Origin of the sequence: Chitinophaga oryzae (assembly GCF_012516375.2) — a bacterium.
Classification (GTDB): domain Bacteria; phylum Bacteroidota; class Bacteroidia; order Chitinophagales; family Chitinophagaceae; genus Chitinophaga; species Chitinophaga oryzae.
The window spans coordinates 297,561-322,746 of the sequence record NZ_CP051204.2; the positions used below are offsets into that span (position 1 = coordinate 297,561).

Here is a 25,186-nt window from a genome sequence, read left to right on the forward strand (position 1 = left end):
GCGGAGATCAAATTTGATCTCCGCCCTTTGCTTTTCTTAGCTCGCTTATACTTATTCTTTGCGCTCTTTGCTGCTCTGCGACTTTGCGGGAACCCTGCGTGAAGAAAAGGCCCCCCGGAAAATCCGGGGGTGCCGTTCTTTTCTCATAAACCCACGTTAAGAAGCTCGTTACTGTTGGCAAAGGTGGCCACTTGTACCGGACAGCTTTCAGCCGGTATAAATGATCCCTGCGGATCAAACCGGGATATGGGTGACAAAAAAGAAAAGGGACCTGAGTCTACACTCGTGGAATTACCGTTGACGGTTATACGCTGTTTGCTGTCAAACCCGTGCAGGATCAGTTTGATGTGATGAAACTGGCTACGGTAGCTGCCCTGCGGTTTTTGCAGTGTCAGCGTTTGCTGCGCAGGATCATAGGTGACAGACCTTTCATAGAAATCACCTTTTTCGTAAGAGAGGCTTTCGCCATCATCTTCATAGTACACAAATGTATTAGGCTGACTGCCTTTATAGAGATGAAGGAAAAGCGTGTCTGCAGGTTTCTCGCGCGTAGACTGCACCAGTGATTGCATGGGCACAATGCTGCTTTCTTTTACATATACCGGTAAGGTTTTGATATTGAGGGGAGTAATGACGTCCTGGCCGCCTGTGATAACGGCGTCTGTATAGAGGTTGTACCATTTCCCTTTAGGGAAATAAATACTGCCGAATTCTTTGGTGCTCTCGAAGGGAGCGATCATATAGGCATCGCCGAATTGGTACTGGTTCTGGAAGCGGGTGTCATATACCTGCGGGTCGAAAGTGTTTTGAAGCGCCAGCGTGCGCATCACGGGCATGCCTGTACGGCTGGCGGTGTACAGCGTGCTGTACAGGTAAGGCAGCAGGTGGTACCGCAGGTTTACATAGTTGCGGGTAATCTCCAGTGCCTCTTCCCCGAACGCCCAGGGCTCCGCTGATTTAGTGTTGACACCGGTATGGTTTCTGAAGTACGGAATAAAAGCGCCTATCTGCATCCAGCGGGTGTAAAGACTAACGGACGGGTTGCCGGTAAAGCCCCCTACATCCATTCCGGAGAAGGGAAAACCACTCACGCCCAGGCTGTTCAGCAACCGAACGCCCAGCAACATATGGTCTTCTTCCGCACGGTTGTCGCCGGTCCAGATGGCGGTATAGCGCTGGCTGCCGGAATAAGCGGCGCGTGTTAACAGGAATGGCCGTTTTTGCAGCGCTTCGCGGGCGCCTTCATAGCTGGCGCGCACCATTTGCAGTCCGTAGATGTTATGCGCCTGCAAGTGGGTAACCGGATGCCCTTCATAATCGAAGAGCACATTGTTAGGCATTTTCTGCCCCCATGTGGCAATCTCATTCATATCGTTCCAGATGCCGCTGACACCGTCACGGATATACGATTTTACCTGGCCTTTCCACCAGTTGCGGCCTTTCTCGCTCGTAAAGTCGGGAAAGTGGCACCAGCCGGGCCATACCTGCCCTGTATAGTTCTGCCCGTCGCTGTATTTGATGAAGATATTTTCCTTTTTGCCGTTTTCATATGCGGGATAACCTTCTTCCACTTTGATGCCGGGGTCAACGATGACGGTTACACGAAATCCCATGTCTTTTAACTTGCCGGTAAGCAGTGCCGGGTTGGGGAAACGTTCTTTGTTCCAGGTAAACAGCTTATAGGCATCCATATAGTGGATGTCGAGGGTGATGCCGTCTGCCGGGATTTTCTTTTCGCGCAGGGTTTGTGCCACCCGGTACACTTCTGTGTCGGGATAGTAGCTATAGCGGTTCTGTTGATAACCGAGGCTCCACAGCGGCGGCAAGGGCATACGGCCGGTCAGGCCGGTATAGGACCGGATAATGTCTGCCATCTGCGGATGGTAGATGAAATAATAGTTCATCTCTCCTCCCTTTGCGCCGAACGACGAAAAGCGATTGTTGCTGGCGCCGAAGTTAAAGTCACTCTGGTAGCTGTTGTCGAAGAAAATACCGTAGTTCTGCTGATGGTGGATGCCGATATAAAATGGAATGGTGGCGTAGATGGGATCCCTGTTGGTGGCATAACCGAATACGTCGGAGTTCCAGTTCGTATAGCCTTCACCTTTACGGTCCAGGTTGCCGGTTTTTTCACCCAGCCCGATAAACCGCTCGTTTTCCTGTATCTTTTTATAGGTCGTCACTTCATCACCGATCCAGGAAGTACCGAGGCCTGGCTCATCTTCACTGATCACATCGCCCGAAGGGCTGAAAAAAGCAACAGCAAAAGGTGTTTTTTGTATCCGCATTTTTAAGGAATCGGTTACAATACTGATCTCGTTGCTGTTTTGGGTGATCTGTGCTTTCGCGGGGGATGGTTTGCTCACCACAGCATACGAGAAATCGGCTCTCAGCGGTTGTTTGTCCATTCTCACGCGGATAACGGAAGGGCTATATACTGTTACCTCCGCAAAGGCATTGGTAGTTTTAATTTTTACCTGTTGACCGGAGATGCTGACGCTGATGACATTACCTGCCGGCATCACGGGCGTCTGGGCGATGACCGGGGTCCGTATCAACAGGAAAAGCAACAGTAGAAAGGCCGGCAGCGGAATTTTGTTCATGATACTGGTGATTTGATGAGACAATCCTCCCCCGGCACGCCTGGCGGGACCGGGCGCAGCAGCGGGTAACAGGTAAAAATGCCGGAGGATTTACCGGGAACAGTACCGGCGTGGCACTGTTCCCGGTAATGGAAAATATAGTTTAGTAACCCGGGTTCTGTACCAGGTTTTTGTTAACAGCAAGGTCGCTGGTAGGAATGGGAAACAGCAGGTTCCTTGGGTTGTCAGCGGGTTTCAGTTGCCATGGCTGCAGGAATTTGCCAAAGCGGATCAGGTCCTGTCTTCTCCAGCCTTCCCAGTAGAGCTCACGTCCTCTTTCGTCCAGCAGGGAGTTCACGTCCAGTGTGCCCAGTGCGGTGGCGCCACGGGCAATCCGTATTTCGTTCACGATGGCGAGCGCGCCGGCGGTATTACCGGTACGCAGCAGTGCCTCTGCTTTCATCAGCAGCACGTCTGCATAGCGGAAGAAAACGTAGTCATTGCTGGCTTCGTTGTTGTCTTTGGAATTCTGGGAGGTGTAGAAGTCCGGTACGTACTTGATGACGCGGATACCGGTCACTTCGAGGTTGGCGCCGGATTCTTTGAGCTGTACGTCGCGGGTGAAAGCCAGCGGGTTGCCTTTACGGTCTTTCAGCGGGTTGTGATTCACGTCATATTGCTGACCGATGAGGAAGCCTACGAGCATACCGCTGGTATCTGTCAGGCCGGTATAGGCGCCGCCTCTTCTTCTGTCGGAAGCCTGGAATTTGTCGTAGAAATCGGACAGGGTGGTAAAGCCGTTCCAGCCGCTGGGCGTCATGTTATAGTGAACGGTAAATTTCCAGCGGGCATAGGTGGCGTTGCCACTGCGTACGGTGCTATAGCCGGGGCCGTTTTGCTGCGTGAAGATGTTTTCGGTAGATTTTAAATCGTTGTCACGGGCAAAATTGTCGAAGTAATCGGTAGCCAGCCTGTAAGTGCCGGTGCCTTTGATCTGATCTGCGAGGGTGATGACCTGTTGCATATCGGCTGCTGCGAATGTGGGGGCGGCCCTGTTGAGGAATACGCCTTTGTTGAGGTAACATTTCATCAGCAGCGCCCGTGCGGCGTCCTTGTTGGCCACATAGGCGGGCGTTGCAGGGCGTGCGCCGAGGTCCGGCATGATCGCGTTCAGCTCGGAGATGATATAGTCCAGCGCTTCCTGTGTTTTCAGCACTTTAGGCGCATTCAGGAGTGTGTCTGAGGGATTCCTGAAAGGTACCTGTCCCCAGAGGTCCAATACGGTGAACATGGAGAGGGCGCGGAGGAAGCGGGCCTGTGCAGCCTGGTTGTTGCTCGGTTTGAAATTGAGCACGTTGCTGGCGCTGAACTGGAGCGTCAGCAGGTTGGTGAACGCAGATTGAATGTGCGCGTGGTCTGCGTTCCAGGTATGTTCGTGGAGGGAGCGCCATACGCCGTTATCGTCCCAGTCACCACCGCGGGTAGGACCTGCGGTTTCGTCTGTCGTCATCTGGGAGAGGCCCCAGCTGTTGTCAAATTCCTGGTAGGGCAGCTGGAGGTTGTCGTAGGCGCCTTTTAACAGGGCCGGCACTTTGATTACGGAGTCAGCATCTTTCCGGTTGATGGTGGAGCCGAGCTGCTCGTTGAGCCCGCAGGCCTGGAAGCCCACGATAGAAGCGATTGCGATAGCGGATCGGAAAATATGTTTAGTCATGATAGCAGTTTTAAGGTGAATGGTTTACAAGGAAAACAGGATGCCGAGCATGACCGTTCTGGCGGTTGGATACGGACCGTATTCAATGCCGAAGGAGGTCACACCATTCACGTTTTTGTCGGTATTCACTTCAGGATCGAAGCCGCTGTATTTGGTGATCACGAAGAGGTTCTGGCCGGTAGCATATACGGATGCATTTTTCAGGACGCGGCCTACGTTACCGATGTTATAGGTGAGCGTCACGTTATCCAGTTTGAAGAAGTTGCCTTTTTCGAGATAACGGGAAGACACGGTGATAGGATTGGAGAGCGCTTCTCCGTTGCCCAGGATGGACTTAGCAATGTTGCGGGAGCCGAGGTTGCCGATAGGCAGTACAGTGTTGGCGGTGTTGTTGTATACCTCATGGCCGAAGGCGCCGTGGCCGCTGGCAGCCAGTACCCATTTCTTGAATACCACTTCGGTGTTGATACCGAGGAGTGCTTTCGGGTTGGGATTGGTAAGGTAATACAGGGTGTTGCCGTTGTCGGCGTATTTCGCCTGGCCTTTATCATCGAAGCCTTCGAACTTGCGCACATAGAAGGTGTTCAGCGGATAACCGTTGGCCAGCCGTTGTGCGGTGGCCCCGGAAACGCCCTGGCCGCTGATAGCGCCGGTGAGTACCGGAGGGCCGTCGTAGTTTTTCAGTTCATTACGCAGCACGGTACCGTTTACGCCTAATGTCCACCGCAGGTCTTTATTCCGTACTATGTCGCCTTTGAGGGATACTTCCACCCCGTTGTTGATCACATTGCCCGGCAGGTTGATCCAATAGGTGGATGCAGGCGCCGGCTGGATGGCGGGGAAGCTGAACAGCAGGTTGCTGGTATTTTTATAGAAGTAGTCCACGCTGCCGTAGATGCGGTTGTCTACCAGGCTGAAGTCGATACCCGCATTGAACTGTTTGGAGCTTTCCCATTTCAGATTGGGGTTGGCCACGTTGGTGAGGGCTGCGGAGCCGGAAGCCCCCAGGCCGTATTGTTCCTGTGCCGCGCCGGCAGGGAATTCCTGGTTGCCGGTAGCGCCATAACCTAACCTCAGTGCGAGGTTATTGATGGTTTTATTGCCTTTCAGGAAATCTTCACCGGTGATGTTCCATTTGGCAGCAAAAGACGGGAAGTAGCCGTATTTGTTGTTGGAACCGAATTTACTGGAGCCGTCGGCCCTCAGGGTACCGGTGAGGATGTACTTATCATAGAGGTTGAAAGTGGCTCTTCCGAAGAAAGACTGCAGCTCGGAGCTGGGGTTTCTGAAAGAACTGATATTGGTATTGGCCTGTGCGGGCGCCTGGAGGATGTCAGTATATTTTACGGCATAAGTCGGGAACCCGGTAGCGCCGAGGCCCATACCGAAATAGTCAAATTTTTGATATTCATGGCCTACTACGGCGTTCAGGTTGAAGGCCGGGTTGAATTGTTTGTTAAAGCTCAGGGTGTTGGTCAGCAACTGGGTGGTCAGTTCAACATTACCGTAATAAGCCAGGCCCTGTTTCATGATACCGGGGATATTGATAAAAGAAGCTACCTGTGTCTGTCTTTTGCCTACCTGGTGGTTGATGCTGTACAGGGCACGGTATTCCCAGTTGTCATTGAATTTATAATAGGGAGATATGCTGGCCAGTATATAGCTGATGTTTACTTTATCGTCGTAGGCCTGAGACATGGCTTCCGGGTTAACGGCACTGCCTTCGCCGAGGATGTTCAGCGAGCCGTCGGCATTCCGGAGGGCCATAGTGGGATTCCACTGCAATGCCATACTCACAAGGCTGCCGGTGAAGCCGGCATCGTTGGTGATGGGCGCCAGTTGCTCGGTGGTTTGGGCAGCCATGATGTTATAGTCGATGCCCAGGTTTTTGCTGTCAAGGAATTTGTTCTGCCCGTTGAGGGTGGCGGTATATTTTTTCAGGCCGGATTTTTTAACGATACCTTCCTGGTCCTGTACGCCGAAGGAGGCACGGTAACGGCTGGTTTCGTTGCCGCCGCTCATGGCCACATTAATATTATGGGTGATGCCGGTGCGAAGGATGGACTTCATGCCATTGGAACTGCTGCCGTAATCGCCGCCTGTCAGGTTATAGGTTTTGAGTGCGGAGCGGTATTCGTCTGCATCGAGTACGTCCAGCTGTTTCATGATGTTGCTGGCGCCGACAGAATAGGCCACATCGAGGCGGGTGGCGCCGGGCGTGCCTTTTTTGGTGCTGATGATGATCACGCCGTTAGCGCCGCGGGAGCCGTAGATCGCGGTGGCGGAAGCGTCTTTCAGTACGTCCATGGAGGCGATATCGCTGGAGTTGATAAAGTTGAGCGGGTTGGCATCCGGTGTCTGGCCAAGGCCGCTGACATTGATGGAGGGCCGGGCCACACGTCCGTCGAGAGGCACCCCGTCAATCACGTACAGAGGCTGGTTGCCGGACCTTACAGAGGATACGCCCCTGATGCGCACGGTGGCGGAGGCGCCGGGAGCGCCGCTGTTGTTAAGTACCATCAGGCCGGATACTTTACCCTGGATCAGCTGGTCCGGGGCGGAGGTGATGCCACGGTTGAAGTCCGCGGCTTTCACCTGGGAAATGGCGCCGGTAATATCTTTCTTACGGGTGGTGCCGTAACCTACCACCACTACGTCGGTGAGCGTGGTGTTTTCGGCCACCAGTTTTACATCTACATGCGTTTTGTTGGTAATGCTGATTTCCTGTGCGGTTTGGCCGATAAAGGAAACGATCAGTGTGTTGGCGCTGGGGCCGACAGATACTTTGAAATTACCGTCAGGATCGGTGGTGGTCCCGCTTTTAGTGCCTTTGACCAGCACGGAAGCACCAGGGATAGGAGCGCCTTTTTCATCCGTAACTTTACCTGTCACGGTCCTGTTCTGGGCCATGAGCAGACCCTGTAACAACATGAAACATGTGCACAGGAAAAGATGCCTGAAAAGTCGTGTTTTCATCATAATGTGGATTTTTGAGCAGTGATTGACTGTTCTGTTTACCGTGGATTTAAAAACTTAGATTCAAATTGGTTGCTGAATGTGAGATACGGCTCGACATGCTGAACAACGTGGATTTATCAATTAACTTGGTTTACGTGGGTGGCAAATGATGCCCTGACTTAGATTCTTTATTGGCTTTTAAAATTTTCGGAATTTTGGTTTATGCTTCCTTTTAGCCAAAGTAAGAAAGCAATGCTCAAGTGAACAACTAATACAATATAAATATAGAAAATAAAAGGCTATTTTGAGTATATTCTGATGTTATCTTTTTGAAAGACAGTTGATTACAAACAAATATAAATTTTAAATATATTGACGGAATCAACCCTTTTTATCCCGCTTTCAGAGGGCTTTTATGGCCATAATCCGGTTTTCAAATTCTTCATTGGGCACTAAAGAGCGCTTTTTGATTTTGGTTTTATAAGCGTAAATCGTGTTGACGGAGTACTCCAGTATCCGGGCAATTTTTTCATTATCAGTGATGCCTATACGAATGAGGGCAAAAATCCGGATATCGGTATTTAATAATTCACCTTCCCGGAGGACTACCCGGTTGGCGGGTTCAAACAGGGTATTAAATTCTTCCACGAAATGCGGAAATATCTTCAGGAATACCCGGTCGAAGGTGGTGAAAAGATCTTCCCGTTCCTGCCGGATATTGATATTATTTACAAGATATTTTACCTCGCTGGGTTTATTGTCGGTTAATTTTTGCTCAAGGGCGTGTTTTAATTTTTCGATCTTTCCGATATAAGAGGCATAGATATTAAAACAGTAGCCCACATATTCTTCTTTTATTTTGTTGGCTTCCAGCAACTGGTTATTGATTTCCTGCTGCCTGAGATGGGCGGCGGTGATGATTTCCTGGGCTACCTTCAGTTTGCGCACCTGCCGTGTAACGGTGATCGCCAGTATTACAACAGCTACCAGTAATAAGGTAACGATGGAGGCATAAATGAGTAACGACCTGGTTCTTTCTTCAGCGGTATTGATCCGTTCCTGTTCAATGATAGGTAAAATACTACTAACCTGTACTTTACGCTGCCTTGCGCCGTAGAACACTGCTTCTGCCACCGCCTTTTCAATAAAATGAGAAGCGTTTTTGATATCGCCCTTTTCAAACAGCAGGGTGGCCAGTGTGTACATGGCCATAGTCTCCTTGGTTGACGATTTAATGTCCGCGATAGCGGAACGGTACATCAGTTCAATGGCAGTATCCGGCTGATGGGCATGGAGATAGATATACCCCAGCGTGCAGGCGGCGACAGCCAGCTGCCGGTGGTTGAGGCCAGGCTGGTCCAGGTTGGGGTAACTGCCGCGGGCGGCGGCAAGGTTGCCCATCTTATAATATTGTAGTCCTTTGTTGTACTGATACTCAAAAGAAGAGGGAGACATCAGGTGGAGGGCGGAGTCCATGTATACGCTCCCCTGATGAATGTACGACGGGGAATAGTACCGGTCCTGGTTATAGTCGGCCAGGTCATAATAGAACCGGCTTTTCATCAGGTAGTATTGGGAACGGATGCTGTCGGGCATACCGGTTACATCGAGACTGTTAAGGAAAGCGGAGGTCTCTGTGAACATGCCGGACGACAACAGGATAAAGCCTATCCTGGTACGGGCATACGTGAGCCGTAACGGGTCCTGCATTTCACCGGCCAGCTTTTCCATCAGCCGGGCGTATACAAAGGCGGAGTCGAAATTGAAAACCTTGTACTGTTCATACAGGAGCTGGTATATATGATAGCGGGCGCCCGGATCGGCGCCGGTATTGGCAAGGGTGCGCCGGATACTGTCAATGCCTTTTATTTTCAAGGCGTCGTAGACAGGTGCATTTTCGATGCTGCGGTTTAACTCCTTCAGCAAGCTATCCTGTGGAGATTTCCCAAACACATACACCTGCAACATCAGCAAAGCCATCAGGCAGCCTAAGATACGCGTCATAAATTTTGGAATGATAAAGTCACTGGTCCGGACTAAATTTAAGCGACTTTTTTGATATATTGGTCATTCCTCCACGCGTTTGAGGCTATAGTCCAGCGAGCCGGGGATAGACTGCCTGTCTTTGTCAAGCTGGCGGAGCACATCTCCTGCTCTCCGGTAAAAACGCTGAAGATTCCGGTCTTTGTCAGGATTAAGTTGAATGATATCGGCGTCCTTATCTTCTCCGTCTCCATGCAGCACAGCATAATTGCCTTCGCTGTTAAAAGTCTGGTCTTTTCCACCTACTCCCTGATAGGTTTCCTTTAGTTTGAACGTATGCTCCCCGTCGGTCCCGTTCTCTTCGAGGACCAGGGTGGTAAGGATGCCACTGCAGTCTGCACAGGGTAGCGTGCCGGTATACGTGATGCGGGCGGGGGTATTGACCGCTGTGCTGTCTGAATGACCGGCTTGCTGGCCGGAGCGGGAATGTTGGCAGGCAAAAAGGGCAATGGCAGGTAATAACAGGAGGTATTTCATAACGATGAATGGTTTTCCCGTATAACAACCAGGCCCGGCATTTAGTTAACGCCTGCAGGTCAGGGAATCAACTCAAAGACAAAAAACTGGCTTTCCTCTGCAGCGGAGAAATTGTTATCCGCCACAAACACCAGGCTTTGATGGCCATTGGGTAATACGGGCCCGAAAGTTACCCCTTCAATGTTATCGATATATTTCCCAAGGGAAGCAAAATCAAAAAGTAAAGATTTGGTAACGGTCTTCACACCGGTGGCTGTCTTCAGGGAGTTTATCTGACTGATGTCGGTGGCGCCGCGCAGGTCTGTGAGGAATACCTTGATGGTACAGTCTTTTACGCCGGAGGAGAAGGACCGTTCTATTGACAGGAGCCGGTCATCAGACAATACCAGGATGTCGGAGATACCATTTACTTTAAAGGCATTGGCAGGAACGGCCGGATGGGCCACCGGCTCCAGCCGGTATGCATATTGGGCGACGGGCTGCAGGGTGTTGTTATCATATTTGATCAGACGGGTAAGTGCGGTAGTGTCATTGACGTCTGCGCGGGGACCGTCTTCATAGCGGGGCTCTTCCAGGCTGACGAAAGTGTAGCGGTAGCCAGGCGTGAAGCCGAGGCCTTCGAATGCGCCGTTGCGGCGGGGACCGTTTTCAGTGGCCTGCATACGGAATTGCGACAGAAGGGCGAAAGAATCGAGGTAACGGCCATCAGGTGAAATTTCATATATGCCGGGATTGGTGAGGATGGTGTCTTTGTTGTTTACAATCCGCTCCCCTTCGCTGCTCCAGACAAAACGGTCTTTTTTCGCGTTGTGGCGCAGGGCTTCCGGGTCGGGTGTAAGGGCGGCATTTATTTTCGCGCCGGGATACGGATGGCCGTTCTGCTGCAGGAGCGTCGTCATCCCGGTAAAGCGGACGCTATCGAATGATTGACCGGAAAAATAGAGCTTAGCCGTATAAAAGCGGGCTGGCGCCAGCTCGGACCGGTCGTCGCAAATCATGTAATATTGTTGCCGGGAGGCGTCGTAATCTATGCCGGAAAGGCCTCCTGTGACAGCGCCCATGAATGGCATATTATGTGGAATGGTTTGCGCTCCGATAAAACGGAGCTTGCCGAAGCGGGTATTAGCGGAATGAGCGGCAGGGCGTGTGCTGACACAACCGGCCATAAATGCCATGATCATGAGGGACAGCAAAAACCGGGATATTTTCATAACTACGAAATTACGAATTACGAATTACGAATTGAGGGTTGTCTTATGAAAAGGCTACTAAATAACCGCTCTGTAAGAGTACCTTTAATTCGTAATTCGTAATTCGTAATTGTGCTATACGGCTCTGCCTCTGATAATGTTAATTAAGATGGCAATAATAGCGAGTACCAGTAAAGCGTGAATCAATGCGCCGGCAGAATACACAAAAAATCCAAGAACCCATCCAATGATCAGTATGACGGCGATGAGATATAACAGGTTATTCATGTTTTAAGGATTTGGTTCGGTTATACTCCTAAAAAATATATGCCAATGCTGATAAGCCCTTTATATACAATATATAGCAGGTGGAAAGGACGTTCTAAAGGTGTGGAATCGCTTCCACCATACGAGAAAAAAAAGGACGGATACAGCAAGGGGCTGTAGCTGAACTGGCTGGTAATAAAGGCTGTGCGAAATGGTCGCATTTTTGGGATCTGTTAGGAAGGTTACCATTCTTTAATCCTAAAATTTACCGGAATATGCAACAACAGGAATTACTCGCCGAAGTGCTCAGCGACCTCGTCAGGATCAACAACGACAGAGTGGAGGGATATGAGCAGTCAATAGAAGCGACAGACGATGTGGATCTGAAGGCACTGTTTCAGCGTATGATCGACGACAGCCGCCGGTATGCTACCCAGCTGTACGACGAACTGGTGGCGCTGGGTGAGCAGCGGCGTTTTGGCACAACAGCGGCCGGCAAGCTTTACCGTACCTGGATGGACATAAAGACTGCTTTTACCGGACATGACCGGCACGCTATTCTGTCTTTTTGTGAATATGGTGAAGATGCAGCGCAACGTGCTTACAGTACGGCGCTTCGGTCAGACATCACGATGCCTTACCGCATCAGGGAACTGATCGCAAATCAGCAAAAGGCGTTAAGGAATGATCATGATATCATCAAGACGTACCGGGATGTACAACGGATCGTGTATTAAACATTTTCCGTGCAGGAAAACGATCATTGTTCATTTTGTTCAAACTGAAGCTAAATACGGTTGTTCAGGAATAGCTTTTTATTTTTGGATAGCGGTATTCCAATCATACTTATTTTTATAAGTAATATGGCAACTACGGGATTTTTCGGTACAAGGCTGCTTCTCCAAAGAAGCAGCCTTTTTTTATTCCTGCAGGTGTATTGGGTTTAACAGGATATATAGCCTTTAACCGGTCAAAACCGTTGATTTTGTTCACCATTCCTGAAATCTGTTCATTTTGTTCATTTTTAGTTCACTGCTTTTTTATACCGGTGAGCATATTATCTTTAAAACTGATTGAGAGAAGTTTATTACCCCTTGTAATATTGCTTTTTAACCAGCTATGAAAAACAACAAAGGTGGCCACCAAAGCCACCTTCTTTTATTTAACCCAACACCTGGTCCCAATCTTTCCATACCGGTTCATAACCGCTTTTTTTCAGCATGTCGGCGATAGCGGCGGCGCTGCGTTCATCGGATATTTCGAACTGTTCCAGCGACTGCCGGTCGGCGGCATAACCACCGGGATTGGTGCGAGAACCTGCGCTCATGCTGGTAATGCCCAGCCGGATGATATTGTCTCTGAACGATTCCTGTTCCCGTGTGGAAATACTGAGTTCTACCTCCTGGTTGAAGAGGCGGTAGGCGCAGATCAGCTGTACCAGCTCCCGGTCATTCATTTCCACTTTGGGTTCCAGTCCGCCGGAGAATGGCCGCAGGCGTGGAAAAGAGATGCTGTACCGCGTTTGCCAGTATTTTTTTTCGAGATACTGAAGATGCAGGGCGGTAAAAAAGCTGTCTGTACGCCAATCTTCGAGGCCTATCAGCACGCCCAGGCCCATTTTGTGAATTCCTGCGCGGCCCAGCCTGTCGGGTGTTTCCAGCCGGTATTGGAAGGAGGATTTCCTTCCTTTGGGATGATGTTTTTTGTAATCTTCCTGATGGTAGGTTTCCTGATATACCAGTACGGCATGTAATCCCAGTGGGATGAGCGTGGCGTAATCCGCCTCGTCCATCGGTTGCACTTCCATAGAGATATGAGAAAAATGCGGCCGCAGCAGTTGCAGTGTTTTTTTGAAATATTCCAGTCCTACCAGCTGATGGGCTTCACCGGTAACGAGCAGCACATGGTCGTAGCCCATTGCTTTGATGACGGCGGTCTCCTGCAGAATTTCTGCGGCGCTGAGGGTTTTGCGCCGGATTTTATTATCGAGGCTGAACCCGCAGTAGGTGCAGATATTCTGGCATTCATTGGAGAGATACATGGGAATGTATAACTGCATCGTGTTGCCGAACCGCTGTAATGTCTTTTGGTGGCTCATTTCCGCCATAGGCTGTAAGTACGGCGCTGCGGCGGGCGAGATGAGCGCGGCAAAATCGTCGAGGGTACGGCGCTGGTTATGCAGGGCCTGTTCCACGTCTGCCGCAGTTTTTGAGTAGATGCCTGCTTTTACATCATCCCATTGATATTGCTCAAAAATGTCTTTAAACATGATCGCTGTTTTGATTAAGCTTCATCCAGAAAAGCCACCAGCGGGCTGGAGGCGATGGCCTGGGCGCTGGTGGGCGCCAGTCCGGCTTCATAGGCCATGCGGCCGGCTGCTACGCCGGCTTTGAAGGCGGCGGCCATTTTCACCGGGTCTTTGGCAACAGCCAGCGCGGTGTTGACAAGGACGGCGTCGGCTCCCATCTCCATGGCCAGTGCAGCGTGGGAAGGGGCGCCGATGCCGGCGTCTACCACTACGGGCACGTTGCTTTGTGCGATGATGATGTCGAGGAAGTCGGCAGTGCGAAGGCCTTTGTTGCTGCCGATGGGCGAACCGAGAGGCATTACGGCTGCTACGCCGGCGTCTTCCAGCCGTTTACACAATACCGGGTCTGCATGTATGTAAGGCAACACCACGAATCCCAGTTTCACCAGTTCGGTGGCCGCCAGCAGGGTCTCCACCGGATCGGGCATCAGGTAGCGGGGATCGGGATGTATTTCCAGTTTGATCCAGTTGGTATCGAGTGCTTCCCGTGCCAGCTGGGCGGCGTAAACGGCCTCTTTGGCGGTACGTACGCCAGAGGTATTGGGCAGCAGCTGTATATGCGGATGGTGAAGATGCCGCAGCAGGTCGTCGGCCTGCTGTTGCAGGTCTACCCTCTTCAAAGCCACGGTCACCAGTTCGCTGCCGGAGGCGAGCAGCGCTTCTTCCATCAGCGACGCAGCGGCGAATTTGCCGGTGCCGGTAAACAGGCGGGAGCTGAATGTCCGGCCTGCGATGGTTAATGGTTGTGTCATCACTGCTTGTTTAAAAGGTTATAAATATGTTGTACCAGCGGTTTCGGTCCGGCGGCCTGCGTAATCAGTCCGCTGACGGCAATGCCATGAACGCCCGTCTGCATAATGGCGGGGATATCCGTTTCCAGGATGCCGCCGATGGCTACTACCGGTGTGTGGACCTGCTGTTCGCGCAGCGCTGCCATGATCGCCTGATAACCTTCAAGGCCCAGGATGGGGCTGAGGTTTTGTTTGGTGGTCGTGAAGCGGAATGGTCCAAGTCCTACGTAACTGGCGCCGTTATGTACATGCGTCAGTATATCGGCAAGCGTGTTGGCGGTGCCGCCGACTATTTTCTGCGGTCCTACGATAGCCCTGGCTTCGGCCACGGTCATGTCCTGCAGGCCCACATGCACGCCCGCGGCGTCAACGGCAGCCGCGATATGCGGATAGTCGTTGATGATCAGTGACGCGTTGTAGCGGTCACAGACAGCTTTGGCGGCGGTAGCTATCGGCAGCACGTTTTCGTGCGTTTCGTTTTTAATGCGCAGTTGTATCAGCTGGCAGCCGGCTTCGCAGGCCGCCCGGATATTATCGAGGTGGCTGCGTTGCGCTGTTTGCTGGGAGATATAATGCAGTTTGTTGATCATATGTGATGATATCCGGTTAGTGAAGGATGACTGGACAGTAGATTTTCCGTATATGCTTTCGCGTTAGCGCAGGCATCGGACAATGAACAGCCGAGGGCAAGGTTGGCCGTGATGGCGGCAGACAGCACGCAGCCTGACCCGTGTTTTGGATGGACCTGTTTGGGTCCGGGAAGAAGCCGTTGTATACCATTGCCGGTATACAGGGCGTCTTCGCCAGGGCGGGCCTGGTGGTGGCCGCCTTTGAGCAGTACAGCACAGTGTGTGGAGAGTTGCGCCGCCGCCTCGTCGCCGTCGCCGGTGCCTGCCAGCAGTACGGCTTCGTGGTAGTTGGGCGTAATCAGATACAGCTCGGGCAGCAATTCGAGCCATGCCTGCCGGGGAATGCTGTTGTGAAAAGTATGTCCGGCAGAGGCTTTGAGCACCGGGTCCAGGACGATGCGGATGCCTGGCGACAGGTGTTTGATGGTGCGTACCAGTTCCAGCAGGGACTGTACGTCTGCCATGATGCCTATTTTGCAGTAGCTCACCGTTTCGGTGGCCAGCAGCGGTTTTGCCTGCGCGAGGATGCGCGGTAGCGGAAGCCAGTCCACCGAAATGAAATCGCTGGCTGTCTGTACGGTGAGGGCGGTGCATACGCCAAGGCCATACACGCGGTGCTGTTCAAACGTTTTGATATCTGCCAGCAGGCCGGCTCCCCCGCTGGGGTCGAGGCCTGCAAAGCTCATGACGACTGGTCGTTGCTGTTCCATCGTTGTTGTATGCGCTGAAATATTGTTACTGCTTTGTCCGGCTGTTGCCAGATGGCGCCTAACAAGGCGGCGCCGTCGAAATGCCAGGCTTTCAGCCGGTGGATGTTGGATGCGTTCACGCCTCCCAGTGCCAGCACCTGTTTTCCGTGTTTGTCGGGCAGCGGTTTCGCAAAGCGGCCCTGGTAGCCTGTTTTGGAGATGCTGTCGAAGACGGGGCTGAGCAGCAGTACGGAGAAGGACGGCGGCATTATGCCGATGGCTGCCGTATCATGTATGCCGGTGCTGCAAAGCGCAAAACGCTGCAGGTCACGGCTGTCGGTACCGGCGCGGGCGCTGGCGCTGAGATGCAGTCCTCCTACCGGGAAGTGGCAGCCTGACGGCTGGTCGCGGATGATGAAACGCGGCAGCCATTGCGGGTCCGTATTATCCAGGAAAGCCAGGTAGTCGGCCGTCTGCCAGGAGGGCTTGCGCAACAGGATGTAGCTGGCGCCTGCCTGCAGCAGGTCGGCGATGATCTTCGCTTCTTCGTATATACGTTCAGGTGATGTCACGATCCAGAGCATCAGCAGTTTTTTTTATTGATAGATTTCTCCTCCCTGTTCAGCGAAAGACCGGGCTTTGTCCTGCATGCCTGCTTCCAATACGGCGGCTTCGTCCAGTCCTTCGCGGGCGGCGAAATCGCGCACTTCCTGGGTAATTTTCATAGAGCAGAAATTAGGTCCGCACATGGAGCAGAAGTGGGCGATTTTAGCGCCTTCCGCCGGCAATGTTTCGTCGTGGTAGGACCGCGCTGTTTCCGGATCGAGCGAGAGGTTGAACTGGTCTTCCCACCGGAATTCGAAGCGGGCCTTGCTGAGGGCGTTGTCGCGGTGTTGTGCGCCCGGATGGCCTTTGGCCAGGTCGGCGGCGTGTGCTGCGATTTTATAGGTGATAACGCCCTGCCGTACATCTTCTTTGTTAGGCAGGCCGAGGTGTTCTTTCGGCGTAACGTAGCACAGCATGGCGGTGCCGAACCAGCCGATCATAGCGGCGCCGATGCCGGAGGTGATGTGATCGTATCCGGGCGCGATGTCGGTGGTGAGGGGACCGAGGGTGTAGAAAGGCGCTTCATGGCAGTGTTCCAGCTGTTTGTCCATGTTTTCTTTGATGAGGTGCATGGGTACGTGGCCGGGACCTTCTATCATTACCTGTACATGATGTTTCCAGGCGATTTTGGTGAGTTCGCCCAGTGTTTCCAGTTCGGCGAACTGAGCGGCGTCGTTGGCGTCTGCGATGCTGCCGGGGCGGAGGCCGTCGCCGAGGGAGAAGGAAACGTCGTAGGCCTTCATGATCTCACAGATTTCTTCGAAATGGGTGTAGAGGAAGTTTTCCTTATGGTGGGCGAGGCACCATTTGGCCATGATGGAGCCGCCGCGGGATACGATGCCGGTGGTGCGTTTGGCCGTCAGCGGTATATAGCGCAGCAGTACGCCGGCGTGGATGGTAAAGTAGTCTACGCCTTGTTCTGCCTGTTCGATCAGGGTGTCCCGGAAGATTTCCCAGGAGAGGTCTTCCGCTTTGCCGTTTACTTTTTCGAGCGCCTGGTAGATGGGCACGGTGCCGATGGGCACGGGAGCGTTACGGATGATCCATTCTCTTGTTTCGTGGATGTTTTTGCCGGTGCTGAGGTCCATGATGGTGTCTGCGCCCCAGCGGCAGGACCATACGGCTTTTTCCACTTCCTCTTCGATGCTGGAGGTAACGGCGGAGTTGCCGATGTTGGCGTTGATTTTCACGAGGAAGTTGCGCCCGATGATCATGGGTTCACTTTCCGGGTGGTTGATATTGGCGGGGATGATGGCGCGTCCGGCAGCTATCTCCTGTCTGACGAATTCCGGTGTGATGAGTTTCGGTATGTTGGCGCCCATGCTGTTGCCGGGGTGCTGATGCCAGAGGGGGCTGTTTTCCTGGTAATATTTCTCTGCGTACTGGTTTTCGCGGATGGCAATGTATTCCATTTCCGGGGTGATGATGCCCTGCTGGGCATAATACAGCTGGGTAACATTTTTGCCGGGCAGTGCGCGGAGTGGTTGTGCGGTGATGCTCATGCCGGGCATGTTATCTCCTTTTTGCTGAAGCTGGCGAACGTAGGGGCTGGTGTATTGCGGCAGTTGTTCTACATCTCCCCTGCCGGTGATCCAGGATTCGCGGAGCCTGGGCAGGCCGCGGGTAACGTCGATGTCTACGGACGGATCGGTATACGGGCCGCTGGTGTCGTATACGATGACCGGTTCATTCGGAACAGCGTCGCCTTTACGTCCGTGAATGCGTGTATCCGTGAGCGTTATTTTGCGCATGGCTACTTTTACAGGATGCAGGGTCCCGCTGACATATATTTTTTCTGAGGCGGGAAAGGGTGTGCGGCTGATAGCCACGGGTTGTTTTTGCATGAGAAAGGATTTTTGTGGACATGGGAATACCGTTTCGTTACAGCGTATAACGATGAAGGCTAAACGAAAAAGACTATACGGGCGAACTATCCTCCCTGTGTGGCGCGGATAATCGTTATGTTGTCTGATGGCTGTAAGGGCTGGTCATCCCAGCTGTTCCGGGGAACGACCTGATTATTGACCGCAACAGCGATTCCTTTTTGGGCGGAGAGTTGAATAAACTGTAAGAGCGCAGCAATCGTAGTTCCGTGCTGCACCGCATAAAGTTTATTGTTTACAAGCACTTCCATGCGTGTTGGAATTTAAGTGAAACAATAAACTTTAAGGATGTGTGGAAGATGAGAAAGTTCAGTTACTTTTCCCTACGGCAGTATGAGCTGCTTCAGGTACTGAGGGTATCATCTCAGCTTATCCCGGGTACGGGATAAACACCCCTAAAGTGAGGGGTAAAAGTAGGAAAAAAATAATAATTGCATCGTGATAATTTTATTGGGCAGGTAAATGTTGTAAGTCTGGTGAAGGGGCTGTTGCAGCCGCATGCGGCAAAAAATTTTCCTGCGCATATACCGGTAATTCGTAATTTAGGTTCATGTTAATGAAACAGTTATCGTCATTATTGCTGTTATTGTTGCTACTGGCAGCGTGTAAGCCGAAGAAAGCGCCTGTGCAGGAAGACGCGGCACAGCATGACAGCAGTCTGCTGGTGGTTACAGACAGCAGCAATGCCGGCGTTACCGACAGCATTGCTGCTGTAACTGATACGCTGCGGGTAGACACAGCTAAGCTCATAGGGAAATGGATACAGCCCGTAGCGGGACTGGATAAGGAGATGCAGGGGTTTCAGCTGCGGAAGAACGGAACGGCACGGTCTATCAACATGTATACGCTGGTATATGAAAAATGGACATTGAACAATGACACGCTGTTTTTATGGAGCCATTCGGAGGGGGTAAAAGATACCTCCGCTGTTGTGGACACCACCATTATCAGGGAGTTGTCCGACACATCGCTGGTACTGTTTCCGTTGAAGGCAGCGGAAGGATATACAGACCGGTATAGCCGGAGCCATTAATCGTCTTTTTAGTTATACATCTGCCATAATCCTACCAGGCAGGCTACTACCGCCATAAAGATGCCGGCTGCAGCAAGTTGCATATCATCAATATTTTTTCTGCCGATATACAGGGATACGATGCCGATCAGGCCTGCTACAGCGCCTGCTGTGACAGCGTAGGCCGGTGTTTTGGTGGCAAAAGCCAGTGCTGCTGAGAGAACGCCGATGACCAATGCTGCGATGCAGGCCGTTTTTGTGAGTGTTGTTGAGTGTTGCATATATTTCGGATTTAAATAAACAGGGAAATCAATACTGGCTACAGGTTACTGCTCACTCCACTAATCTTATCATTTTTTGCTACGGCGGTTTGTTCCCACGGTACTTTCAATAAAGGACCTACTTCCTGGTAGCGGTTGTCCTGGTATTCGTCCAGACCGTACCGGATGGAGGTGGTATCGGGGATAAAGGTAAACGTGCCGAACAGCCGGTCCCAGATCGAGAAGATGTTGGCGTAATTGGAATCCGTTTCCGGCTGATAATGGCTGTGGTGTACCTTGTGCATGTCGGGCGAAACGATGATCCAGCTAAGGCCGTTATCCAGCCATTTGGGCAGGCGTATGTTGGCATGGTTAAACTGCGACATGAGCGCAGAGAGCGACTGGTAGAACATGACCATCCAGAAGGGAACGCCCATGGTGAGGATGGCAGCTAAAAGCGCTCCTACGCGGAACAGGCTTTCCACCGGGTGATGGCGCAGCGCGGTGGTAGCGTCGATCTGTGTATCGATATGGTGTATTTTATGGAACTGCCACATCCAGGCGGTTTTGTGTTGTACCAGGTGGATGAGGTAGGCGCCGATCAGGTCCAGCATCAGGATGGCCAGCAGGGTATGCAGCCAGAGAGGAACGTTCAACCAGTACAGGAGCCCGAAGCGTGTGTTGCTGGTCCATTGCGAAGCTTTCACGATCAGGAAGGCGAAACCGGTGTTCACGATCACCGTGGTGAGGGTGAAAAACAGGTTGGTGCCCGCATGGCGGTACTTATTGCCACGGAAGGTGAAGCGGGGGAAGAAGCCTTCTATGATCCACAGCAGTAACAGGCCGCCTGCTAAAATAGCGGTACGGTAATATGACGGAATATTTTCAAAAAACGTTACCATAGGCTGGCAATAAGATATATCCGGGAATGTATGATCTCTGCTTTCTGAAATGTCGAGGTTTTCCTGCCAGGCCAACAATGTCAAACGGGTAGATATCGGGGAGTAATTAATTCAATCGGAAAACTGTTTTTACTGTCCTGTAAGCTGTTTTTGTCTGTTTACTCCGGTTAAAAATTACGACTTTTTGGGGAATAAATAAGCGCTCTTTTCCGCCACAGGCAAAGAAAAAAGCAACCTCTTTGGTAGAGATTGCTTTATATATAAACTTTTGACTATAAGCATCCGGCTTTTAGTATAGCCGTTTGCTTTAGCGGGCATTAGTTGTTCAGCATGAGCGGCATCACCAGCATGAGCAGGTCTTCATTTTCCTCTTTTTCGGAGGGTTTGAGGATACCGGCTTTGGTGGCGGTGGCCAGTTCGATGGTGACTTCATCCCCTTCGGCGGCGTTCAGCATTTCGATGAGGAATTTAGCGTTGAATGCGATCTGCATATCGTCGCCGGTATACTGGCAGCTCATACGTTCGTTTCCTTCAAAGGAGAAGTCAACGTCCTGGGCGGAGAGCTGCAGTTCGCTGCCGGTGATATTGAGCGCTACCTGGTTGGTGCTTTTGTTGGCGAATACGCCTACACGTTTCAGGGCGTTCTGGAAATCGCTTTTTACCACGGTGAGACGGTAAGGATTGTCCTTGGGGATAACTACCTTATAGTCAGGGAAACGGGCATCGATGAGGCGGCAGATCATCTGGGCGCCTTCATGCTGCACGAAAAAGTGGTTCTGGCTGTAGGACACTTTGATTTCAGATTCGTTGTCCGGCAGCGCAGATTTCAGCAGGTTCAGCGGTTTTTTAGGCACGATGAACGTGTCTGCCTGCGGGCATTTCGCGTCTGTTCTTACATACTTCACCAGCCGGTGAGCATCTGTTGCCACAAAGGTGAGGCTTTCTGTGCCGAGTTCGAAGAACACGCCGGTCATGGCCGGGCGGAGGTCGTCGTTGCTAACGGCAAAGAGCGTTTTGTTGATGGCTGTCACCAGCGCTGTAGAGCTCATCGTGAAGGAAGTAGTGTCGTCGGCAGCCGGTTCTTTGGGGAAGTTTTCCGGATTTTCTCCCATCACCTTGTACTTACCATTGTCTGAAGTGATTTCTACCGCGTAGGAGTTCAGGTCAATGTGGAAAGTCAGTGGCTGGTCGGGTAAATTTTTCAGGGAATCCATCAAAATTTTAGCCGGGATACAGATCCGTCCGTTTTCTTTGGCTTCCACCTCCAGCTTCACCCGCATAACGGTTTCAAGATCAGTTGCAACTACGGTCAGCTCATTTTTATCAATCAGGAACAGGAAATCCTCCAGTATCGGTAATACTGTATTGGAATTGATAACACCGCTGATCTGTTGTAATTGTTTTAATAAAGTAGAGGAAGAAACAATAAATTTCATGGTCTATATTAGTTTGCTTGTCATTCTTAGTTGCCGGGGAGTGATGCCCTCCTGTCTGTCCGTTCACATGGCACTATCCCTGATAAAAGGTGTAAATGTACTGTAAACAAAGATAGAAAGTTTTGTTATTCCCCTTAAATTGATCACATCTTATACACTAAATATAAGCGGTTTTACACAGGCTGAGGCGAAAGAAAATCACATTTAAAAATAATATAATGCTATACAAAAAGCAGGAATATGGCAGTTTAATTAGATGGAAAATAATAATTCGACGCTCTTATTGAGGATTGTAAAAAGAATGCCGCTTTTCTTTTAAATTGTCTTCAAATCGGTTACTTTTGCCGCGCTGAAAAAATATTCTAAAACCAACAAAAAATAGCAGGTTATGAAACTGTCTCATTTAGCCGAAACATTGATTGGATCAGAAATCATCAAGTTAGCAGCTGAAGTCAAGGAGAAACAGGCCAAGGGCGAGAAGATCTACAACTTCACCATCGGCGATTTTGACCCGAAGGTGTTCCCTATCCCGGTTGAATTTGAACAGGAAATCATAACTGCCTATAAGGAACACCTGACCAACTATCCGCCGGCCGACGGTATCGCCGAGCTGAGAAAAGCGGTGGGTGATTTTATAGCAGAGCGTGAGGGCCTGACTTACGATCCGGCCAAAGAAATCGTGATCTCCTGCGGTGGCCGCCCCATCATTTATGCTACTTTCCGCACGATCGTTGACCGTGGCGAGAAAATAGTATATGCTACTCCTTCCTGGAACAACAACCACTATACCCACTTCCTCGAAGCAGAGCACGTGGTGCTGGAAACCAAAGCGGAAAACGACTTTATGCCGACTGCCGCTGAACTGAAGCCGCTGCTGAAAGGTGCTACCCTCCTGGCGCTGTGTTCTCCGCAGAACCCTACCGGTACTGCCTTTCATAAACAACAGCTGGAAGAGATCTGCGACCTGGTGATCGCGGAAAACAAAAGCAGGGGTGCCGACGAAAAGCCGCTCTACATCATGTTCGACCAGATGTACTGGGTGCTCACCTTTGGCGAAACACATCACTACAACCCTGTTCAGCTGCGTCCTGAACTGAAAGAATACACCATCTTCATCGACGGTATGAGCAAGGCTTTTGCTGCTACCGGCGTGAGAGTTGGCTGGGCCCTCGGTCCCGCCCATGTGATCGGCAAAATGAAAGCCATCCTCTCCCACGTTGGCGCCTGGAGCCCCATGGCAGAGCAAAAAGCCGCCGCCCGCTACCTCGTACAGAAAGAGAATGTGGATAAATACCTCCAGCATTTCAAGGGAGAGATCGAAGAGCGACTGGTGAAAATCTACGAAGGCTTCGATGCCCTGAAAAAAGCCGGTCACCCTGTGGAAGCCATCGCTCCGCAGGCGGCTATCTACCTCACCGTGAAGCTGGACCTCACCGGCAAAACCACTGCTGAGGGTACTGTTCTGCAGGACCAGGCAGCGGTTACCTCTTACATCCTCAACGAAGCGAAACTGGCACTGGTGCCTTTCTACGCTTTCGGCGCCGCTAAGAACTCTCCGTGGTACCGCCTCAGCGTAGGCACCTGCGTGAAACAGGAGATTCCTGAGATGTTCGAAAAACTGAAAGCAGCACTGGAAAAACTGAAATAGGACCATTGGGTTATTTGATGATTTTATCATTTAACTATTTTGTTTATAAGCTTGAGGGGCTGGCCGGAATGGCCGGCCCCCTTTTTTTTCGGGGCTAAAGCCTTGGACTGCCGTGTGTTTCAGACTGTTTTTCAGCGATAACATTTAATTATATTAGGTGTTGGCCTGGAAAACTTTAATAGACCGCAGGGTTTTCATGCACGGTAATAGTCGGGGCAAAACCTGATCATCGCCCGAAGGGCAAAAAAAACTTGTGAATAAGTGCCTGGCAAAAGGCGATCACCGCCGGGAGGGACTATTCGTGGCAACATGACAAGTTTATATTTTTTAAAACGCCCTCACATCCCTTCAAACGCCTGCTGGCAAACAGCTCCCCTCTCCGCTCGCATCTCTCCGAATCAGGCGCATCGGTTAAAATCCTGTCCATCAAAGTTGACTTTTTGACTTTTGTCATCAAAAAGTTAAATGCCTGTTAAAACGTCAATAGCTGCTATGATATTGAAAAAACTTCCTAATTTTGACCTTGAAACTAAAAAAGTCAAAAAGTTAATGCATACAGAGAATAAAGACGAGATGAGGGATAAGATCCTTGAGGCGGCTCTGAAGCGTTTTACTCATTATGGCGCCGGTAAGACCACGATGAATGAGATCGCGGATGATCTTCATTGTTCCAAGGCGTCCCTGTATTATTATTTCCCTGATAAAAAGGCCATGCACCTGGCGGTGCTGGAAAAAATAGCGGAAGCCTATTTCGCAGAGATGGAGAAGGTCACCACCAACATCACCTCGGCGGCGCAGGCTTTGCATAACATCATCGATGTTAAAAAAGCATTCATCAGTAAGTTCTGCCGGCTGGAGATCTTTAAAATACAGAAAGACGGTCCTTCTGTGTTCCAGGAAGGCGTGAAAAAGGCCAAACAGATCGAAATAGCCCTGACAACGGAGGTGATCAAAGCAGGCGTCAGAACCGGTGAATTTAAGGTAGATAACGCGGAACAAACGGCAGATCTGCTGGTGCAAGCTATCGTCGGTCTCCGGTTCTCCGTACCGGACCACTTTTCCAACGATGAGGAGCTGGACGAGGAAACATTTGAACTGGTAATAGAGAAACAGAAACTGTTGGTAGACTTTTTCATTAAAGGGATGAAGGCATAAAGAGAAAAGATCATGGCAGCGAGGGAAAGAATCAAAGAAGTAGCGTTAAAGCTGTTCCGCATATACGGAGTGAAAGGAGTTACCATGTTTGACATCGCCCGTGATTGCGGGATGTCGAAAAAAACGGTGTATGAACACTTTTCCGATAAACAGTCGCTGATCGACGAAGGCATGCAACAGCTGCTGGACGGGCACAGCGCCTTTTTTAAGGAAACACACACCACCGCGGAAAATGCCATCGATGAACTGGTCCGCAACATGAAATATACCATCAATATGGCCAGATCGCTTAACCCGGTCATGTTGTTTGAACTACAAAAATATCATCCGGACACCTGGAAAAATATTGAAAACTTCCAGCGGGACTGTATTCTGTGCAGCATTACGGAAAACCTGAAAAGAGGGATGACGGAAGGCTTGTACCGGCACAATCTCGATCTGAATGTGATGGCACGCATGCGGCAGCTGCAGCTGGACGCGGCCTTCGATCAACTTCAGTACCCTCCGGAAACATTCGATATGCCAGCTGTGATGGAACAAGTCACCGCACATTTTATACTGGGCATTGCCACTATCAAAGGACATAAGCTGGTGAACCAGTACCTGCAAATCAAAGAAGAAGAATAACTATTAACG

22 protein-coding genes and 1 riboswitch are annotated in these 25,186 nt (G+C 51.0%); of the genes, 5 read left to right on the forward strand and 17 right to left on the reverse strand.

Features of this window, described 5'->3' with window-relative positions:
- Positions 1-143: 143 nt before the first annotated feature.
- The 7 genes from HF324_RS01270 to HF324_RS01300 all read right to left on the reverse strand — a co-directional run bounded on the left by HF324_RS01270 (position 144) and on the right by HF324_RS01300 (position 11,252).
- A complete protein-coding gene (locus HF324_RS01270) occupies positions 144-2,603 on the reverse strand; it encodes a glycoside hydrolase family 31 protein (protein WP_168861784.1) in 2,460 nt (819 codons plus the stop codon).
- Positions 2,604-2,745: 142 nt separating this feature from the next.
- A complete protein-coding gene (locus tag HF324_RS01275; RefSeq protein ID WP_168861785.1) occupies positions 2,746-4,296 on the reverse strand; it encodes a RagB/SusD family nutrient uptake outer membrane protein in 1,551 nt (516 codons plus the stop codon).
- Positions 4,297-4,320: 24 nt separating this feature from the next.
- A complete protein-coding gene (locus tag HF324_RS01280) occupies positions 4,321-7,275 on the reverse strand; it encodes a SusC/RagA family TonB-linked outer membrane protein (RefSeq protein WP_246269373.1) in 2,955 nt (984 codons plus the stop codon).
- Positions 7,276-7,656: 381 nt separating this feature from the next.
- Positions 7,657-9,258 (reverse strand): SusR family glycan utilization regulator, encoded by a 1,602-nt coding sequence (gene susR / locus HF324_RS01285; RefSeq protein ID WP_168808703.1) that lies wholly within the window; start codon positions 9,256-9,258, stop codon positions 7,657-7,659.
- Positions 9,259-9,321: 63 nt separating this feature from the next.
- Positions 9,322-9,774 (reverse strand): copper resistance protein NlpE, encoded by a 453-nt coding sequence (locus tag HF324_RS01290; RefSeq protein ID WP_168808705.1) that lies wholly within the window; start codon positions 9,772-9,774, stop codon positions 9,322-9,324.
- Between the two features lie 59 nt (positions 9,775-9,833).
- Entirely contained in the window at positions 9,834-10,985 is a 1,152-nt protein-coding gene (locus HF324_RS01295; RefSeq protein ID WP_168861786.1) for an esterase-like activity of phytase family protein, read from the reverse strand.
- Between the two features lie 114 nt (positions 10,986-11,099).
- On the reverse strand, positions 11,100-11,252 hold the full coding sequence (locus HF324_RS01300) for a lmo0937 family membrane protein (protein WP_143312917.1): 153 nt from the start codon (positions 11,250-11,252) through the stop codon (positions 11,100-11,102).
- 254 nt (positions 11,253-11,506) lie between these two features.
- On the opposite strand from HF324_RS01300, the gene HF324_RS01305 reads away from it, so the two are divergent.
- Positions 11,507-11,968 carry a ferritin-like domain-containing protein gene (locus HF324_RS01305; RefSeq protein ID WP_168808709.1) on the forward strand — a complete coding sequence of 154 codons (462 nt, stop codon included), beginning with the start codon at positions 11,507-11,509 and terminating at the stop codon, positions 11,966-11,968.
- A gap of 425 nt (positions 11,969-12,393) precedes the next feature.
- Here HF324_RS01305 and thiH read toward each other — a convergent pair whose 3' ends face one another.
- The 7 genes from thiH to thiS form a co-directional block, all read right to left on the reverse strand.
- Positions 12,394-13,500 (reverse strand): 2-iminoacetate synthase ThiH, encoded by a 1,107-nt coding sequence (gene thiH, locus HF324_RS01310; protein ID WP_168808711.1) that lies wholly within the window; start codon positions 13,498-13,500, stop codon positions 12,394-12,396.
- Positions 13,501-13,514: 14 nt separating this feature from the next.
- Positions 13,515-14,291: a thiazole synthase gene (locus HF324_RS01315; RefSeq protein WP_168808713.1), complete on the reverse strand. Its 777-nt coding sequence runs from the start codon at positions 14,289-14,291 to the stop codon at positions 13,515-13,517.
- Positions 14,291-14,920: a thiamine phosphate synthase gene (locus HF324_RS01320; RefSeq protein WP_168808715.1), complete on the reverse strand. Its 630-nt coding sequence runs from the start codon at positions 14,918-14,920 to the stop codon at positions 14,291-14,293. Before HF324_RS01320 ends, HF324_RS01315 begins: the two co-directional genes overlap by 1 nt.
- Positions 14,917-15,669 (reverse strand): hydroxymethylpyrimidine/phosphomethylpyrimidine kinase, encoded by a 753-nt coding sequence (locus HF324_RS01325; protein ID WP_168861787.1) that lies wholly within the window; start codon positions 15,667-15,669, stop codon positions 14,917-14,919. Before HF324_RS01325 ends, HF324_RS01320 begins: the two co-directional genes overlap by 4 nt.
- Positions 15,642-16,232, reverse strand: coding sequence for a thiamine phosphate synthase (locus HF324_RS01330; protein ID WP_168861788.1), 591 nt, complete (start codon positions 16,230-16,232; stop codon positions 15,642-15,644). Before HF324_RS01330 ends, HF324_RS01325 begins: the two co-directional genes overlap by 28 nt.
- Positions 16,233-16,244: 12 nt before the next feature.
- Positions 16,245-18,098, reverse strand: a complete 1,854-nt coding sequence (gene thiC / locus HF324_RS01335) for a phosphomethylpyrimidine synthase ThiC (protein WP_168808721.1) — start codon at positions 18,096-18,098, stop codon at positions 16,245-16,247.
- Between the two features lie 86 nt (positions 18,099-18,184).
- Positions 18,185-18,388, reverse strand: coding sequence for a sulfur carrier protein ThiS (gene thiS / locus HF324_RS01340; protein ID WP_168808723.1), 204 nt, complete (start codon positions 18,386-18,388; stop codon positions 18,185-18,187).
- Between the two features lie 52 nt (positions 18,389-18,440).
- Positions 18,441-18,544: riboswitch (TPP riboswitch) on the reverse strand.
- A 149-nt stretch (positions 18,545-18,693) separates the two neighbouring features.
- Here thiS and HF324_RS01345 point away from each other — a divergent pair.
- Entirely contained in the window at positions 18,694-19,170 is a 477-nt protein-coding gene (locus HF324_RS01345; protein WP_220100658.1) for a lipocalin-like domain-containing protein, read from the forward strand.
- An 8-nt stretch (positions 19,171-19,178) separates the two neighbouring features.
- Here HF324_RS01345 and HF324_RS01350 read toward each other — a convergent pair whose 3' ends face one another.
- From HF324_RS01350 to dnaN, 3 genes are all read right to left on the reverse strand, one after another.
- On the reverse strand, positions 19,179-19,430 hold the full coding sequence (locus HF324_RS01350) for a hypothetical protein (RefSeq protein ID WP_168808727.1): 252 nt from the start codon (positions 19,428-19,430) through the stop codon (positions 19,179-19,181).
- Between the two features lie 38 nt (positions 19,431-19,468).
- Positions 19,469-20,311, reverse strand: coding sequence for a sterol desaturase family protein (locus HF324_RS01355; protein WP_168861789.1), 843 nt, complete (start codon positions 20,309-20,311; stop codon positions 19,469-19,471).
- A 317-nt stretch (positions 20,312-20,628) separates the two neighbouring features.
- A complete protein-coding gene (gene dnaN, locus HF324_RS01360; protein ID WP_078669560.1) occupies positions 20,629-21,747 on the reverse strand; it encodes a DNA polymerase III subunit beta in 1,119 nt (372 codons plus the stop codon).
- 388 nt (positions 21,748-22,135) lie between these two features.
- Here dnaN and HF324_RS01365 point away from each other — a divergent pair, with 388 nt between their 5' ends.
- The 3 genes from HF324_RS01365 to HF324_RS01375 all read left to right on the forward strand — a co-directional run bounded on the left by HF324_RS01365 (position 22,136) and on the right by HF324_RS01375 (position 25,177).
- Positions 22,136-23,395: a pyridoxal phosphate-dependent aminotransferase gene (locus tag HF324_RS01365; RefSeq protein WP_168808731.1), complete on the forward strand. Its 1,260-nt coding sequence runs from the start codon at positions 22,136-22,138 to the stop codon at positions 23,393-23,395.
- A 549-nt stretch (positions 23,396-23,944) separates the two neighbouring features.
- The gene (locus HF324_RS01370) at positions 23,945-24,550 is read left to right on the forward strand and encodes a TetR/AcrR family transcriptional regulator (protein WP_168808733.1); all 606 of its coding nucleotides are present in this window, start codon (positions 23,945-23,947) and stop codon (positions 24,548-24,550) included.
- Between the two features lie 12 nt (positions 24,551-24,562).
- Positions 24,563-25,177 carry a TetR/AcrR family transcriptional regulator gene (locus HF324_RS01375; protein ID WP_168808735.1) on the forward strand — a complete coding sequence of 205 codons (615 nt, stop codon included), beginning with the start codon at positions 24,563-24,565 and terminating at the stop codon, positions 25,175-25,177.
- Positions 25,178-25,186 lie beyond the last annotated feature (9 nt).

What these genes read in the sequence shown, in the direction of transcription:
- HF324_RS01270 (WP_168861784.1), bottom strand. Translation starts at nt 2,603, where the DNA reads ATGAACAAAATTCCGCTGCCGGCCTTTCTACTGTTGCTTTTCCTGTTG.
- HF324_RS01275 (WP_168861785.1), bottom strand. Translation starts at nt 4,296, where the DNA reads ATGACTAAACATATTTTCCGATCCGCTATCGCAATCGCTTCTATCGTG.
- HF324_RS01280 (WP_246269373.1), bottom strand. Translation starts at nt 7,275, where the DNA reads ATGATGAAAACACGACTTTTCAGGCATCTTTTCCTGTGCACATGTTTC.
- susR (WP_168808703.1), bottom strand. Translation starts at nt 9,258, where the DNA reads ATGACGCGTATCTTAGGCTGCCTGATGGCTTTGCTGATGTTGCAGGTG.
- HF324_RS01290 (WP_168808705.1), bottom strand. Translation starts at nt 9,774, where the DNA reads ATGAAATACCTCCTGTTATTACCTGCCATTGCCCTTTTTGCCTGCCAA.
- HF324_RS01295 (WP_168861786.1), bottom strand. Translation starts at nt 10,985, where the DNA reads ATGAAAATATCCCGGTTTTTGCTGTCCCTCATGATCATGGCATTTATG.
- HF324_RS01300 (WP_143312917.1), bottom strand. Translation starts at nt 11,252, where the DNA reads ATGAATAACCTGTTATATCTCATCGCCGTCATACTGATCATTGGATGG.
- HF324_RS01305 (WP_168808709.1), top strand. Translation starts at nt 11,507, where the DNA reads ATGCAACAACAGGAATTACTCGCCGAAGTGCTCAGCGACCTCGTCAGG.
- thiH (WP_168808711.1), bottom strand. Translation starts at nt 13,500, where the DNA reads ATGTTTAAAGACATTTTTGAGCAATATCAATGGGATGATGTAAAAGCA.
- HF324_RS01315 (WP_168808713.1), bottom strand. Translation starts at nt 14,291, where the DNA reads ATGACACAACCATTAACCATCGCAGGCCGGACATTCAGCTCCCGCCTG.
- HF324_RS01320 (WP_168808715.1), bottom strand. Translation starts at nt 14,920, where the DNA reads ATGATCAACAAACTGCATTATATCTCCCAGCAAACAGCGCAACGCAGC.
- HF324_RS01325 (WP_168861787.1), bottom strand. Translation starts at nt 15,669, where the DNA reads ATGGAACAGCAACGACCAGTCGTCATGAGCTTTGCAGGCCTCGACCCC.
- HF324_RS01330 (WP_168861788.1), bottom strand. Translation starts at nt 16,232, where the DNA reads ATGCTCTGGATCGTGACATCACCTGAACGTATATACGAAGAAGCGAAG.
- thiC (WP_168808721.1), bottom strand. Translation starts at nt 18,098, where the DNA reads ATGCAAAAACAACCCGTGGCTATCAGCCGCACACCCTTTCCCGCCTCA.
- thiS (WP_168808723.1), bottom strand. Translation starts at nt 18,388, where the DNA reads ATGGAAGTGCTTGTAAACAATAAACTTTATGCGGTGCAGCACGGAACT.
- HF324_RS01345 (WP_220100658.1), top strand. Translation starts at nt 18,694, where the DNA reads ATGAAACAGTTATCGTCATTATTGCTGTTATTGTTGCTACTGGCAGCG.
- HF324_RS01350 (WP_168808727.1), bottom strand. Translation starts at nt 19,430, where the DNA reads ATGCAACACTCAACAACACTCACAAAAACGGCCTGCATCGCAGCATTG.
- HF324_RS01355 (WP_168861789.1), bottom strand. Translation starts at nt 20,311, where the DNA reads ATGGTAACGTTTTTTGAAAATATTCCGTCATATTACCGTACCGCTATT.
- dnaN (WP_078669560.1), bottom strand. Translation starts at nt 21,747, where the DNA reads ATGAAATTTATTGTTTCTTCCTCTACTTTATTAAAACAATTACAACAG.
- HF324_RS01365 (WP_168808731.1), top strand. Translation starts at nt 22,136, where the DNA reads ATGAAACTGTCTCATTTAGCCGAAACATTGATTGGATCAGAAATCATC.
- HF324_RS01370 (WP_168808733.1), top strand. Translation starts at nt 23,945, where the DNA reads ATGCATACAGAGAATAAAGACGAGATGAGGGATAAGATCCTTGAGGCG.
- HF324_RS01375 (WP_168808735.1), top strand. Translation starts at nt 24,563, where the DNA reads ATGGCAGCGAGGGAAAGAATCAAAGAAGTAGCGTTAAAGCTGTTCCGC.